Raw genomic sequence first — 13,986 nt, 5'->3', positions numbered from 1 at the left:
TCTGCGAGTGCCGACCTACAGGGCGTTGACATCTCGTAGGTCGGCGGTCGAAGACCCCGACATGGCTTGTAGGTCGGCGGTCGAAGACTCCGACATGGGGCCTGTGCCTTCAGGCTGAAAACGTCGGACTCTTCGAGTGCCGACCTACAGGGCGTTGACATCTCGTAGGTCGGCGGTCGAAGACTCCGACATGGCTTGAAAGTCGGCGGTCGAAGACCCCGACATGGCTTGTAGGTCGGCACTCGAAGAGTTCGACATGGGCCGTCAGGGCCTTTTCACAGGATGTCGGTTTGCCTGAATTTCATCAGCGCCATCAGGCCGCCGGCGCTGTTGTTGAACACTGAAAACGTGCCCCCCATGCGCTGAACCGAGCGCTCGACAATGGCCAGGCCCAGGCCCGAACCGGTGGCTGATGTGCGTGCGGTGTCGCCCCGGTAAAACGGTTGGGTCAGGTTTTTGAGGGTGTCTTCGGACACGCCGGGGCCTTGGTCGCGCACGCGCAGCAGCACCCAGCCGTCATGCACCCGGGCCACGATTTCGACGCGGGTGATGCCATCGCTGGGGCTTTGGCCATAGCGGCGGGCGTTTTCCAGCAAGTTCGAGAGCACGCGGCCCAGCTCGACTGTTTCGGCCTTGACATGCAGGTCTTCTGCCACATCCACGGTGATGTCCATTCGTGGGTTGACGCGAAATGGCGCAATGCAGCGGCTGATCACACCCGACAGCAGCACAGGGCCCAAGTTGGTGGGCTCGGGGCGCGCGTAGTCGAGGAATTTGTCAATGATTTCGTCAAGTTGCGCAATGTCTGCGGCCATCAGTTCGCGGGTTTCGGGGTCGTTCACGCTGAGTTCGGTTTCCAGCCTCAGGCGGGCCAAAGGGGTGCGCAAATCATGCGAGATGCCCGCCAGCATGAGGGCGCGTTCGGCTTCGATTTTGGCCAGGCGTTCGGCCATGCGGTTAAAGCCAATGTTGACCTCGCGGATTTCGCTGGTGGGGGCGTCTTCGTCGAGTGTCGAGGTGTTGAAGTGGCCTTCGCGCAGCTGGCTGGCGGCCAGCGACAGGCGTTTGAGCGGGCGGTTGATCAAGCCCGCCATCACTGCGGCCCCCGTGAGCGACAGGGCCATGGCCACGAGCAACCAAATTAGCCAGGTCGAGCCGCCCAAAGGTTGCAGTCGCTGCGGGTCCATTTGCAGCCAGTAGCTGTCGCGTTCGATTTGAAAGCCCACCCACAGTCCGGGTGCTTCGTTGACCTGGGAAGCGATCACGGTGCCAGGACCGAGGCGTTCCACCATTTCGTGGATCAGGCGCTTTTCCATGCCTGTGGCACCAAAGGGGACGATGCGGTCACCCGGTTCGCGGGTGAGGATGCTCACATCTTCTTCGTCGGCCAGCGATTTGAGCAGCGACACCCGTGCGATGGCGTCGGTGTGCATCAAGGCGGTTCGGGTCAGGTTGACGACGGTGGCGATCTGGTGGGCATTGCGCAAGATGCGCGGCTCGTATTCCTGGGTGCGAAACATTTGCAACCAGGCCAGGCTGCTGCACAGGATCAGCAATGCCAACAAAAAGAAGGTGCGCCAAAACAGGCTCAGCTTGAGCCTGCGTCGCGACTTGGCGGTGGCGGCTCTTTCTTCACTGGTGAAGGTTTCGTCGCTCACGATTGACCGTCAGGCACAAACACATAGCCCACGCCCCAGACGGTCTGGATGATTTTGGGCGAGGCTGGGTCCAGCTCCAGCATTTTGCGCAGGCGTGAAATCTGAACGTCCAGGCTGCGGTCAAAGGGTTCAAAGTCTCGGCCCCTGGCCAGATGGGCGAGTTTTTCGCGTGTCAGCGGCTGACGGGGGTGCCTGACCAAGGCTTTGAGCATGGCGAACTCGCCGGTGGTCAAGGCGATGTCTTGTCCGTTTTTGCTCAATGAGCGTGCGCCCAGATCGAAGGTGAACTCACTGAATGTGACCACCTCCTGTTCGCTTGCCGGGGCACCAGGGACTTCGGCCTGGGGTCTGCGGCGCAACACGGCGTGTATGCGGGCCAGCAATTCACGCGGGTTGAAGGGCTTGCCCAGGTAGTCGTCGGCGCCAATTTCCAGGCCGTTGATGCGTTCGACTTCTTCGCCTTTGGCAGTCAACATGATGATGGGCGTTTTGTTGCCCGCGCCGCGCATGCGGCGGCAGATGCTCAGGCCGTCTTCGCCCGGCAGCATCAAGTCAAGCACGATCAGGTCAATGGTTTCGCGCTGCAAGATCCGGTCCAGCGAGCGCCCGTCTTCGGCCAGCAAGACGTCAAAACCCTCTTGCGAGAGGTAGCGGCGCAGCAGGTCGCGGATGCGTGTGTCGTCATCGACGATGACGACTTTGTCAAGGCGGTTGGAGGTAGCCATGGCTTATTGCGCCGTCCAGCCGCCGTCCATGTTCCATGCCACGCCGCGCACGTTGTTGCCTGCGGCTGAGCAAAAGAACACGGCCAGCTCACCCAGCTCTTCGGGTGTGGTGAATTGCATGGAAGGTTCTTTTTCCTGTAGCAATTGTTTTTTGGCCTCTTCGTTGGACAAGCCCATGGCCACCGCTTTGGCGTCCACTTGTTTTTGCACCAGGGGCGTGAGCACCCAGCCAGGGCAAATGGCGTTGCAGGTCACGCCCGTGGTGGCGGTCTCCAGTGCGGTGACTTTGGTCAGGCCCACCACGCCATGTTTGGCAGCGACGTAAGCCGATTTTTCTGCCGAGCCGACCAGGCCGTGGATGGAAGCCACGTTGATGATGCGGCCCCAATTGTTGGCTTTCATGGCAGGCAGCGCCAGACGGGTGGCGTGAAAGGCGCTGGAAAGGTTGATGGCGATGATCGCGTCCCAACGCTCGACCGGAAAGTCTTCAATCTTGGCCACATGCTGAATGCCGGCGTTGTTGACCAGTATGTCGACACGGCCAAAGGTGTCGGCGGCGAACTTCATCATGGCTTCGATGTCAGAGGCTTTGCTCATGTCTGCGCCGTGGTAAGCCACTTTGACGCCCAAGGCTGCGATTTCAGCGTGAGGGCCTTGGGTGTCGCCAAAGCCGTTCAGAACGATGTTGGCACCTTGTTGGGCCAAAGCCTTGGCAATGCCCAGGCCGATGCCGCTGGTTGATCCGGTGACCAACGCTGTTTTACCTTGCAACATGATTTCCACTCCGAAAGATGAATTAGGATGCTTGAAAGTCCATTATGGCGCTGCACATGGGCAGTTTGCCCCAAGGCACCATCTGTTTGTTTCCGATTGTCATGCACAACTCTTTGACTCCAGCTTCCCTTGAATTCGCCACCTGTCCCCATGCCGAGGGCCAGCACCGCATGGCCTATTGGCGCTGGGGCGACGCCCGGGCCAGCCGTGTGGTGGTGTGTGTGCACGGCCTGACCCGGCAGGGAAGGGATTTTGACCGCCTGGCCCAAGCCTTGGTGTCGCGCAGTGCGCAGCCTTTGCAAGTCATTTGCCCCGATGTGGTGGGGCGTGGGCGCAGTGAGTGGCTGGGTGACCCCGCGGGCTATCAGCTGCCTCAATATGCGGGGGACATGTTGGCGTTGTTGGCGCAAGTGCATGCGCAGCAAGGGGATGGCACCGGTTTGCAGTCGCTCGATTGGGTAGGCACCAGCATGGGCGGGCTGATCGGCATGGTTCTGGCCGGTCAACCGGGGCTGCCATTGCCAGCGCCGATGCGCCGCTTGGTGCTCAACGACGTGGGGCCTGCCATCACCTGGGCATCTGTGCAGCGCATGCAGCAGTATGTGGGGCAATACGGCCAGTTTCGTGATCTGGCTCAAGCAGCAGCGGCCATGCGCGAGATTTCGCAAGGCTTTGGCCCCGTGCCCGAAGATGTCTGGCTGGACATGTCGTCCCACATGATTCGCCCCGCCACCGAAGGGGCGGTGACTTTGCATTACGACCCGGCCATTGGTCAGCCCCTGCGTGCCTTGACGCCCGAAGCTGCGGCTGCAGGCGAGGCCGCCTTGTGGGGGCTGTATGACCAGATCAAGGCGCAGACTTTGCTCATTCGGGGTGCTGATTCTGATTTGCTGACTGCCGAGACGGCCACGGCGATGACGCAACGTGGCCCTCGGGCAGACCTGCAGACTTGGGCGGGGATCGGACATGCGCCCACTTTGACGGCACCAGACCAGATCGATGCGGTGGCCAAATTCTTGCTTGCTGATTGAATCCATGGTCAGTCCCTCCTCCAGTCATTCCGCCAGCCGGGTCGTCATTCCCGGAAAAATGCACGCATCGGCTGTGCCTCCCGTTTTGTTGGCCGCGGCCGCAGAGGGGGCGGCTCAGGCCGATACCTTGGCCCGTGCGCGGGCTTTTGCCGAACCATTGATTGCCGGTGAAACGCTGGACACGGGTGAAAACATCTTGTCGCATGCCGATGCCGTGGCGACCATCTTGGCCGACATTGGCGGCTCCGAGTTCATGCAGGCCGCCTGTTACCTGGTCTATGCCTGCCCGCATTTGAACAAGCCCGAAGAGGTCATTGCCAAGGCCTTTGATCCCGGCTTGGCTCAACTGGCCATGCACACCAATCAGTTGGTGCATGTGCAGCGCTTGTCTCGTTCGTCACAAAGCAGCGCCCAGTTGCTCGATGACCCCAAGTTGCAGACCGAAAACGTGCGCAAGATGCTGCTCGCTTTCAGCCGTGATTTGCGTGTGGTCATGTTGCGCCTGGCGTCGCGCATGCAGACTTTGCGCCACTTCGCAGCCACCAAGCTGCCTGTGCCTGCGGCCTTGGCCAAAGAGTCCCTGCAAGTGTTTGCCCCTCTGGCCAACCGCCTGGGCATTTGGCAAATCAAATGGGAGCTGGAGGACTTGTCTTTTCGCTTTCTGGAGCCAGTGACCTACAAGGAAATTGCCAAGCTTCTGGATGAAAAGCGGGTCGAGCGCGAACAGTACATGGTCGATTTGCGTCAGCGCATGCAGCTGGCGCTGGCCGAGCAAGGCGTCAATGCCACGGTGGAAGGGCGACCCAAACACATCTACAGCATCGTGCGCAAGATGCGCGGCAAGTCGCTGTCCTTTGACAAGGTGTTCGACATTCGGGCTCTGCGTGTGGTGGTGCCCGATGTGTCTGACTGCTATCAGGTGCTCAGTTGGGTGCATGAGCACTTTTCACCCATTGCGCAAGAATTTGACGACTACATCGCCAAGCCCAAACCCAACGGCTACCAGTCGCTGCACACCGTGGTGCGCGACGTGGATGGTCGCCCCATCGAGATCCAGATTCGCACGCAGGCCATGCACGACCATGCCGAGCACGGCGTGGCTGCACACTGGGCCTACAAAGAAGCGGGGGCCAAGGGCTACGCAGGGGTGTCTGCCAGCAGTGATTACGACGCCAAGATTGCCGTGCTGCGGCAGCTTCTGGCCTGGGAGCGAGACCTGTCAGGCGCTGCGGATGCCCAGGGCCTGTTTGATGACCGCATTTATGTGCTGACCCCTGATGCGGCGGTGGTGGAGCTGCCTCAAGGCGCCACGCCGATTGATTTTGCCTACACCGTGCACACCAATTTGGGGCACCGCTGCCGCGGTGCCAAAGTCGACGGTGCCATGGTCCCGCTGCATACCCCATTGGCCAATGGTCAAACGGTGGAGGTCACCGCCATCAAAGAAGGTGGCCCCTCGCGGGATTGGCTCAATCCTGAGCTGGGTTATCTGGCCAGCCACCGGGCGCGGGCCAAGGTGCGGGCCTGGTTCAATGCGCAGATCAGCAGCGAAAACATCGCTCGCGGACGCGAGGCGGTGGAAAAGCTCCTGCAGCGCGAAGGCCGCACTGCCATGCGGCTGGAGGATCTGGCCAGTCAACTGGGGTTCAAGTCGGCGGATGGCCTGTTCGAAGTGGTGGGCAAAGACGAATATTCGCTGCGCAACATCGAGGTCTTGCTCAAGCCGCCGGAGCCCGCACTCACGCCCGATGAAATCGTTTTGCAGCGCAAAACCCGGGGCAGTCGCCACACCTCTGAGTCAGGGGTATTGGTGGTGGGGGTGGGGTCTTTGCTGACGCAATTGTCCCGCTGCTGCAAGCCTGCTCCGCCAGATGCGATTCAAGGCTTTGTGACGCGAGGCAAGGGCGTCAGCATCCACCGACAAGATTGCAGCAATTTCCGGGAATTGACCAAGCGTAACCCTGAGCGAGTGATCGAAGTGCGATGGGGCGAGCGCAAATCAGGGCCAGAAGCTTCGGTATACCCCGTGGATGTCGCCGTGGAGGCAAACGACCGACAGGGTTTGCTCAGGGACATTTCAGAGGTTTTCTCCAAAGAGAAGATGAACGTCATCGGTGTGCAAACCCAGTCCGTCAAAGGCATGGCCTGGATGACATTCACGGTGGAAATTTCCGACTCTGCCTTGCTGAACAAAGTGCTGGTCACCGTGCGCGCCGTCAAGGGCGTGCGCCATGCCCGAAGACGTTGATCAAAATTCCTTCATTCTTTCAAAGCCTGCCTCTGAAATGCGCTTTTTCATTGCTATAATTGCGGTCTCTTAGGCGCGTAGCTCAGTTGGTTAGAGCACCACCTTGACATGGTGGGGGTCGCTAGTTCGAATCTAGTCGCGCCTACCAAATTTGGTAGGAAAAAAAGCACTTAGCGGAAACGCTAGGTGCTTTTTTTATGGTTTTTTCAACCATGCTTTGTGGATATTTTTGTGCAAAGCCTTAACCCACTTCGGCTTTGCCTACATCGGTAGTGGCATTCTTCCTTTGATCAGGCCTCTTGGCCCTTGGCCTGTAGCAAACTCCCCAGCTTGTTCATGCTGCCCATCGAAATCAGGTGCGCGTAGATCAGGCCCATCCAGCCGCGTTCGACAAACTTTTGCATGGTTTTTGCGGACAGTTGACGCAACTTTTCCTCATCGACCACCCGAAAACCAGAAAGACTCAAGGATTCGCCGTTGGGTAGAGTGACTTTGGCATGCTGTTCCACCAGAATTTGAGCGGCTTGCAAAGCCTTGCTGAATTCAATGGTTTGTTGCATCTGTTGGTGGAAGCTCTGGCAGAAAGTCAGTGCCCGGTCTGTGACCGCGGTCTTGACGCCTTTGTCGTCGAAAAAGGCCATTTCATGACCTGGCGCGACCCATGTTGAATCGAAGTCGATGCACAAAGTCAGCGCGTCGGAACCCTCGTTTTCAGCCAGGATAAATGGATAGCGGCGCACATAAGCAGGGACGTAAGTGCCTTCGGTCCACTGACCATTGGTTTGCACGTAGGCGTTGTGGTCAGGGTTCATGCCCAACATGACCAATGGCATGGCCGATTCCCCTGCAGTGAACACAATCACGTAGTCCCTGCAGGCGGCCGGGAACTCCTCAATCACCAAAGGCAGGGAGTTGGTCTCATGCGCAAAACCATAACCTGCTTGAGGATTGAGTGACAGCTGACCATGCTGCTCAGGGTTGAGCGGTTGGGGGTTTTTATACAAAAGCGGAAATGAACGGTTGGTCATTGGGGGCTCCCTGTTGAAAATCAAAAGATTAACACTTTTAAATCCATTTTTTGATTTTTTGAATCACAGTTGAGTGGAGCCTCGAACCGTCACACCATGCCTTGGTGCCTGAGCAGCGCATCCAGGTTCGGCTCGCGGCCCCGGAAGGCTTTGAACGATTCCAGCGCCGGGCGACTGCCGCCCGCTTCCAGGATGGCTTGGCGGTACAAGCGACCGGTTTCCACGCTGGGCGTGCCGTCGTCTGCGGCGGTTTCTTCAAACGCCGCATAAGCGTCTGCGCTCAGCACCTCGGCCCATTTGTAGCTGTAATAACCTGCCGCATAACCGCCTGCAAAGATGTGGCTGAAGGTGTGGGCCATGCGGTTGAAGGCGGGCGGGCGCATCACGGCCACTTCGTCGCGCACTTGTGCGAGCAGCGGCATGAAGTCTTGTGCCGGATCGTGTTCGGCATGCACCAGCATGTCAAACAATGAAAATTCGATCTGGCGCAGGGTTTGCAGGCCGCTTTGGAAGTTTTTGGCGGCCAGCATCTTGTCAAAGAGCGCACGCGGCAAGGGCTCGCCCGTTTCCACATGGGCCGTCATGTGGCGCAGCACCGACCATTCCCAGCAGAAGTTTTCCATAAACTGGCTGGGCAGCTCGACCGCATCCCATTCCACACCGCTGATGCCCGAGACATCGCGCTCGTTCACTTGCGTGAGCATGTGGTGCAGACCATGGCCAAACTCGTGGAAGAGGGTGATCACGTCGTCGTGCGTGAGCAAAGCGGGTTGGCCGTTCACACCTTCGGCGAAGTTGCACACCAGGTGCGCCACAGGTGTTTGCAACACGCCCGTGTCGGGGCGCTGCCAGCGGCCGCGCACGTCGTCCATCCACGCGCCACCGCGCTTGCCTGCGCGGGCTGGGGGGTCCAGATAGAACTGACCAATCAGCTTGCCATCACGCTCGATGCGGTAAAACGCCACGGCCGGGTGCCACACGGGCGCTTGGTCGGCGCGGATGCTGACTTCGAACAGGGTTTCGATGATCTTGAACAGCCCGGCCAGCACTTTGGGCGCGGTGAAGTACTGCTTGACCTCTTGCTCGCTGAAGCTGTAGCGCGCTTCCTTGAGTTTTTCGCTCAGGTAGGGCACGTCCCAGGCGTTGAGCGGGCCGGTGATGCCCAGTGCGTTGGCGGCGAATTCGCGCAGGTCGGCCAGGTCTTTTTCGGCAAAGGGGCGGGCTTTGGCCGCCAGGTCGCGCAAGAAGGTGGTGACTTTTTCGGGTGACTCGGCCATCTTGGGCACCACAGACACTTGGGCGTAGTTGTCAAAGCCCAGCAGGTGCGCTTCTTCCTGGCGCAGCGCCAGGATTTCCTGCATCAAGGGGGTGTTGTCGAAGTGCTTGGCGTCTTCGGGGGCTTGGTCCGAGGCGCGGGTCACATAGGCTTTGTAGAGCTGCTCGCGCAGTGCGCCGCTGTCTGCAAACTGCATCACCGGCAAATACACCGGCATTTTCAGGCTCAGGCGGTGGCCTTCTTGGCCTTCTTTTTGCGCGGCATCGCGGGTGGCTTGCACCACATCGGCGGGCACACCTTGGAGCTGGTCTTCGCTCACGTACAGGGCAAATTTGTCGGTCGCGTCGAGTGTGTTTTCGCTGAACTTTTGCGTGATTTCGGCCAGCCGCTCCTGGATGGCGGCGTAGCGTTCTTTGGCCTGGCCTTGCAGTTCGGCGCCACCCAAGACAAAACCGCGCAGGGCGTTTTTACGAGCTTGGGTTTGCTCGGTGTTGAGACTGGCGGCGTCAATGGCTTTGTATTTGGCGTACAGGCGCTCGTCGCTGCCCAGGCGCGTCCAGAACTCGGTCACACGGGGCAGGGCGGCGTTGTAGGCGGCGCGCAATTCGGGAGTGTCGGCCACGCTGTTGAGGTGACTGACCGCGCCCCAGGCCATGCCCAGCCGCTCTGTGCTCACGTCCAGGGTCTGGGCGATGGCTTTCCAGTCCGACGGAAAGTCGGCGGCGGTCACGGTGTCCAGTGCTTTTTCGGCTGCGGCCAGCAGTTCGTCCAGCGCTGGGGCCACATGCTCGGGGGCAATGCGGTCAAACAAGGGCAGGCCAGAGGTGTCGAGCAAGGGGTTGGTCATGGGGCTTCCAAATATCAGTTCAGTGGGTACTTTGTATCACTTGGAGGCGCGTTCGGCCGCTTCAAGGGTGTTGACCAACAACATGGTGATGGTCATGGGTCCGACACCGCCAGGCACCGGGGTGATGTAGCCCGCGACTTCTTTGACGCCATCAAAGTCCACATCGCCGCACAGCTTGCCTTCGTCGTTGCGGTTCATGCCAACGTCCAACACCACCGCGCCGGGCTTGACCATGTCGGCTGTGAGCACATTGCGCTTGCCCACAGCGGCCACGATCACGTCGGCTTGCAGGGTCAGGGCTTTGAGGTTTTGGGTGCGCGAGTGCGCCACTGTGACGGTGGCGTCTTTTTGCAGCAGCATCAGCGCCATGGGTTTGCCCACAATGTTGCTGCGGCCAATGACCACGGCGTGTTTGCCGCGCAGGTCGTAGCCAATGCTGTCGAGCATCTTCATGCATCCGTAAGGCGTGCAGGGCCAAAAGCCGGGCATGCCGGTCATCAAGGCCCCGGCGCTGGCGATGTGAAAGCCGTCCACGTCCTTGGCAGGGCTGATGGCCTCAATGACCTTTTGCGCGTCGATGTGCGCGGGCAAGGGCAACTGCACCAGGATGCCGTGTATGGCCGGGTCGTTGTTGAGGGCTTCCACACGGGCCAGCAAGTCGGCTTCGGTCATCGTGGCCTCGTACTTTTCGAGCACCGAGTGCAAGCCGCTGTCTTCGCAGGCCTTGACCTTGTTGCGCACATAAACCTGGCTGGCCGGGTTGTCGCCCACCAGCACCACGGCCAGGCCTGGCTTCACGCCTTGGGCTTTGAGGGCTTGGGCGCGGGTGGCGACTTCGGTGCGCAGTTGTTTGGAAAGGGCGTTGCCGTCGATGAGTTGTGCGGTCATGTGTGAAAAACCAAAAAAGTCAGAGAAAAAATGCAAAACGCCCGGCAAGTGCGGGCGTTCTGGACGTGAAGGCTTGGATCAGGCTTTGGGCGCGTTTTGCCCCAGCGCGATCTTGAGCAAATCTGCCACGGTGTTGGCGTTGAGCTTTTCCATGATGTTGGCGCGGTGGGCCTCAACGGTTTTGATGCTGATGCCCAGATCGTCAGCGATCTGCTTGTTCAGGCGACCAGCGACGATGCGTTCGAGCACCTGCGCTTCGCGGCCCGTGAGCTTGGACAGCAGCGCATCGCGGCTGGCCGCTTGCTGGTGGCCTGCAAAGGCTTCACGGGCTTCATCGAGCATGCGCTCAACCAGGCCCAGCAATTCTTCTTCCTTGAAAGGCTTTTGGATGAAGTCCATGGCACCTTTTTTCATGGTGTTCACGGCCATGGGCACATCGCCGTGGCCGGTGATGAACACGATGGGCAAGGGTGAGCGGCGCTCGATCAGGCGGTCTTGCAGTTCCAGACCTGTCATGCCGCCCATGCGGATGTCGGCAATCAGGCAAGCCACTTCGCGGGGGTCGTAGCGGCTGATGAAGGATTCAGCGCTGTCATAGCAACGCACACGGTAGTCTTTGCCTTCGAGGAGCCACTGCAAGGAATCGCGCACGGCTTCGTCGTCATCAACGACATACACGGTGCCTTTTTTCGGAATCAAACTCATTCATTTACCTCGGTGGGTTGTTCTTCGGTCAATGTGGTGTGCACGGGAATCCAGAAGCAAAAACGACATCCAATCACATCGTCGGCATTGTAGATGTTCTGGGCTGAGATCCTGCCCTGATGCGATTCAATGATGCTGCGGCACAAATTCAGGCCAATGCCCATGCCTTCGACCTTTGTGGAAAAAAACGCTTCGTACACACGGTCAATCACCTCCGGCGGCAGGCCCTGACCCGAGTCGCTGACCGAGAACTCCACCACGGATTGCTCATCCCTTGTCGTGGGCACCACGCGCAGCTCCACGTGCCGCTGTCCGACTGGCCGGTTGGCGTTGTCGATCGATTCGGCCGCGTTTTTCATCAGATTGATCAACACCTGTTCAATCAGGATGGGGTCTACCAAGAGCTGGGGCAGGCGTGCAGCCACGTAGTGCGACAAGCGGACATGGCGCCTGCGCAATTCGATTTCTGCCAATTCCAGTGATTCGCTCACCATGGCCGAGACGTCCGACAGCATGCGGTTGGGCTCACTGCGTTTGACGAAACTGCGGATGCGCAAAATGATCTGTCCTGCACGTTGCGCCTGATGTGCGGTTTTCTCCAGCGCCCAGACCAGATCGTCTTCCTTGACCTGTTTGTTTTTGATGCGCGAGATCATGCCGCTGCAGTAATTGCTGATGGCCGTGAGCGGCTGGTTCAGCTCGTGGGCCACGCTGGACGCCATCTCACCCATGGTGATCAGGCGGCTGGCGGTCTGGGCGCGTTCGGCCTGCTGTGCGGCCAGCTCTTCTGCCTGGCGGCGCGGCGTGATGTCACTGGCAATCACCATCTGCGCCAATCGGCCATCGGCCCAGTTGATGTAACGCGAACGCACTTCCAGCCATTTGCCCAGTTCGGGCACAAAAATTTCGGCATTTTCTGAGCGGGCTACTGTCAGGCTTTCAGTGGGCAGGCCCGCCAGATCATCCACATCGTCGGATTCTTTGTCGCTGGTGTAGGCCCCCGCCTGGGCCACCAGGCGCAAATGGCCTTGCGTGTTTTGACCAAACCACAGGCGGTACAACTTGTTGGCAAAAAGCAGTTCCTGACTGCCCAGCGGGGCGACAGACACAGAAGCGTCCAGCGCCTCCAGCACGATGGTGAAGCGGTCATGTGCGCTGGCCAATTGCTCGCGGATGCGATTGGGTTCGGTGATGTCGGTCATCGAGGTCATCCAGCCTGTTTGCTGACCCCGAGCGTCAATGAGTGGCGAGACATACATGCGGGAGTCGAACAAGGTGCCGTTTTTGCGCTTGACCCGCACCTGAAAGCCGCCGGCTGAATGCTGGCCGCTGATTTCCTCTTCCAGCCGTTTGGTCAGCATTTCGCGGTCGTCGTCCGGCCAATAGGGGAAGGGCGCAGTGCCGCCGACCAGCTCGGATTCGTTCCAGCCGGTCATTTGACAAAAAGCCGGGTTCACATAAGTGATGCGTCCATACAAATCCAAGGCCCGCATGCCCGTGAGCATGGAGTTTTCCATGGCGCGGCGGAAGTTGGTTTCGGCCACCAGGGCCTTTTGCGCCTGCAGGCGCCGGCGCGTGTGTCGCCAATTGCCAATCAACATCCAGGCGGTCATGACGCTCAGCACACTGACCAGCCAAAACAAACCGCTGCCCACCAGGCCTTGCGAGGTCCGCCAGGCTTGCGCCCGCAAAATCAGTCCGTTGCCCACCGGGGCCACCGGCACTTCGTAATCGTTGTCAATGCGTTGGCTACCGGGCAACAGGTTCCACAGATGCACGCGCGTGGGGATGGTTTGGCCGGCTTGCAGCTTGCCTTTGCTGTCTTGCAAGGCCACAGCGTACTTGGCCAAAACTTCGGTGGGAATGCCGTATCGCAGCAAGCCTTCCATGGAGTATTGGGCCAGGATCACGCCACTGAAGCGGCCTTGGTCGTTGGTCAAGGGTGAATGCAGTTGCAACACGGCATTGCCGGCATCGCGTTCGTCTTCGGCATCAATCTGGCCGTAGATGGGTTGCATCAAATCACGCGCCAGGCTGTAGTTGCTTTCGGTATCGCCCACCTTGAGCACGCTGCCTGCCCGCAAATGCTGGCCGGTCAGGAGGCTGGAAACGCTCTGATTGGCGATGATGCGCCGACGGTCATCAATCCAGGTCAGCGACTGGTATTCAGGATATTGCTGCACCAAGGCCTCAGCACGCGACATGAACTGATCCACGCGAATTTCGGCTCTTCGTCATTCCGTGTGGAACTTGACTTGAAAAATACAATGCAGTAACCGAGCCCGGTGGTGTTTGTTGGCCACAGGCGCAGTCGGCTGCTCACAAATCCTGATGGCGGATGTCCGTTCATCAACTGAAGATCCGTAAATGGCTATTGGAATCGAATCTTTGTTCACCAGTGCGCTGGGCTTGTCTGCCCCGTGGCGCGTTGAAAACGTCAACCTCGACATGGCCCGCCGTCGCATTGACTTTGATCTCACCTGCGATGCCAAACGTCTGGCCTGCCCCGTGTGTGGCTTGCTCGATCAAGGCATTCATGACCGACAAAAACGCCAATGGCGGCACTTGGACTTCTTCCAATACGAAGCTTGGCTGCACGCCGAGGTGCCACGCGTGGCCTGCAGCGACTGCGGCAAGACAACACAGGCACAGGTCCCCTGGGCGCGCGAGGGCAGTGGCTTCACTGCATTGTTTGAAGCGCTGGCTTTGTCTTTGTGCCGGGAGCTGCCCGTGCGCCAAGCCGCTGCACTGCTGCGCTGCACCGACAAACAGCTGTGGCGGCGCATTGAACACTACGTGGATGAGG

At 59.4% G+C, this 13,986-nt stretch carries 11 protein-coding genes and 1 tRNA gene; 4 read left to right on the top strand and 8 right to left on the bottom strand.

Annotated elements, in window-relative coordinates; all coding sequences use genetic code 11:
* Window positions 1-275: 275 nt before the first annotated feature.
* From H663_RS40375 to H663_RS40365, 3 genes are read right to left on the bottom strand one after another with little or no spacing between them, the layout of a single operon-like run.
* Entirely contained in the window at window positions 276-1,658 is a 1,383-nt protein-coding gene (locus H663_RS40375) for an ATP-binding protein (RefSeq protein ID WP_053175689.1), read from the bottom strand.
* Window positions 1,655-2,383 (bottom strand): osmolarity response regulator transcription factor OmpR, encoded by a 729-nt coding sequence (ompR, locus tag H663_RS40370; RefSeq protein WP_053175693.1) that lies wholly within the window; start codon window positions 2,381-2,383, stop codon window positions 1,655-1,657. The genes H663_RS40375 and ompR overlap by 4 nt, the downstream gene beginning before the upstream one ends.
* Window positions 2,384-2,386: 3 nt before the next feature.
* Window positions 2,387-3,157: a 3-hydroxybutyrate dehydrogenase gene (locus tag H663_RS40365; RefSeq protein WP_053175697.1), complete on the bottom strand. Its 771-nt coding sequence runs from the start codon at window positions 3,155-3,157 to the stop codon at window positions 2,387-2,389.
* A gap of 101 nt (window positions 3,158-3,258) precedes the next feature.
* On the opposite strand from H663_RS40365, the gene H663_RS40360 reads away from it, so the two are divergent.
* The 3 genes from H663_RS40360 (at window position 3,259) to H663_RS40350 (ending at window position 6,584) form a co-directional block, all read left to right on the top strand.
* On the top strand, window positions 3,259-4,188 hold the full coding sequence (locus H663_RS40360) for an alpha/beta fold hydrolase (RefSeq protein ID WP_053176921.1): 930 nt from the start codon (window positions 3,259-3,261) through the stop codon (window positions 4,186-4,188).
* A gap of 58 nt (window positions 4,189-4,246) precedes the next feature.
* Complete coding sequence (locus H663_RS40355) at window positions 4,247-6,436, top strand: RelA/SpoT family protein (protein WP_053175701.1); 2,190 nt, start codon at window positions 4,247-4,249, stop codon at window positions 6,434-6,436.
* A gap of 71 nt (window positions 6,437-6,507) precedes the next feature.
* Window positions 6,508-6,584: transfer RNA gene (locus H663_RS40350), tRNA-Val, on the top strand.
* A 142-nt stretch (window positions 6,585-6,726) separates the two neighbouring features.
* On the opposite strand, the gene H663_RS40345 is transcribed toward H663_RS40350, so the two are convergent.
* The 5 genes from H663_RS40345 to H663_RS40325 all read right to left on the bottom strand — a co-directional run bounded on the left by H663_RS40345 (window position 6,727) and on the right by H663_RS40325 (window position 13,384).
* On the bottom strand, window positions 6,727-7,464 hold the full coding sequence (locus tag H663_RS40345; protein ID WP_053175703.1) for a SapC family protein: 738 nt from the start codon (window positions 7,462-7,464) through the stop codon (window positions 6,727-6,729).
* Between the two features lie 89 nt (window positions 7,465-7,553).
* Window positions 7,554-9,587: a M3 family metallopeptidase gene (locus H663_RS40340; protein ID WP_053175706.1), complete on the bottom strand. Its 2,034-nt coding sequence runs from the start codon at window positions 9,585-9,587 to the stop codon at window positions 7,554-7,556.
* A 36-nt stretch (window positions 9,588-9,623) separates the two neighbouring features.
* Window positions 9,624-10,475 carry a bifunctional methylenetetrahydrofolate dehydrogenase/methenyltetrahydrofolate cyclohydrolase FolD gene (gene folD, locus H663_RS40335; protein WP_053176923.1) on the bottom strand — a complete coding sequence of 284 codons (852 nt, stop codon included), beginning with the start codon at window positions 10,473-10,475 and terminating at the stop codon, window positions 9,624-9,626.
* A 78-nt stretch (window positions 10,476-10,553) separates the two neighbouring features.
* Window positions 10,554-11,180, bottom strand: a complete 627-nt coding sequence (locus H663_RS40330) for a response regulator transcription factor (protein ID WP_053175708.1) — start codon at window positions 11,178-11,180, stop codon at window positions 10,554-10,556.
* Window positions 11,177-13,384, bottom strand: coding sequence for a PAS domain-containing sensor histidine kinase (locus H663_RS40325; protein ID WP_420844070.1), 2,208 nt, complete (start codon window positions 13,382-13,384; stop codon window positions 11,177-11,179). The genes H663_RS40330 and H663_RS40325 overlap by 4 nt, the downstream gene beginning before the upstream one ends.
* Before the next feature lie 163 nt (window positions 13,385-13,547).
* On the opposite strand from H663_RS40325, the gene H663_RS40320 reads away from it, so the two are divergent.
* Window positions 13,548-13,986: helix-turn-helix domain-containing protein (locus H663_RS40320; protein ID WP_133240087.1), on the top strand; the 439-nt coding region annotated here is incomplete at its 3' end.

The organism is Limnohabitans planktonicus II-D5 (assembly GCF_001270065.2).
GTDB lineage: Bacteria > Pseudomonadota > Gammaproteobacteria > Burkholderiales > Burkholderiaceae_C > Limnohabitans_A > Limnohabitans_A planktonicus.
The sequence above is the reverse complement of the archived record's forward strand: the minus strand, read 5'-3'. Positions and strand labels throughout refer to the sequence as shown.

Excerpts from the sequence above, each read along its gene's own strand:
- ompR (WP_053175693.1), bottom strand. The coding sequence starts at position 2,383 with ATGGCTACCTCCAACCGCCTTGACAAAGTCGTCATCGTCGATGACGAC.
- H663_RS40330 (WP_053175708.1), bottom strand. The coding sequence starts at position 11,180 with ATGAGTTTGATTCCGAAAAAAGGCACCGTGTATGTCGTTGATGACGAC.
- H663_RS40340 (WP_053175706.1), bottom strand. The coding sequence starts at position 9,587 with ATGACCAACCCCTTGCTCGACACCTCTGGCCTGCCCTTGTTTGACCGC.
- H663_RS40355 (WP_053175701.1), top strand. The coding sequence starts at position 4,247 with ATGCACGCATCGGCTGTGCCTCCCGTTTTGTTGGCCGCGGCCGCAGAG.
- H663_RS40325 (WP_420844070.1), bottom strand. The coding sequence starts at position 13,384 with ATGTCGCGTGCTGAGGCCTTGGTGCAGCAATATCCTGAATACCAGTCG.
- H663_RS40360 (WP_053176921.1), top strand. The coding sequence starts at position 3,259 with ATGCACAACTCTTTGACTCCAGCTTCCCTTGAATTCGCCACCTGTCCC.
- H663_RS40365 (WP_053175697.1), bottom strand. The coding sequence starts at position 3,157 with ATGTTGCAAGGTAAAACAGCGTTGGTCACCGGATCAACCAGCGGCATC.
- H663_RS40345 (WP_053175703.1), bottom strand. The coding sequence starts at position 7,464 with ATGACCAACCGTTCATTTCCGCTTTTGTATAAAAACCCCCAACCGCTC.
- folD (WP_053176923.1), bottom strand. The coding sequence starts at position 10,475 with ATGACCGCACAACTCATCGACGGCAACGCCCTTTCCAAACAACTGCGC.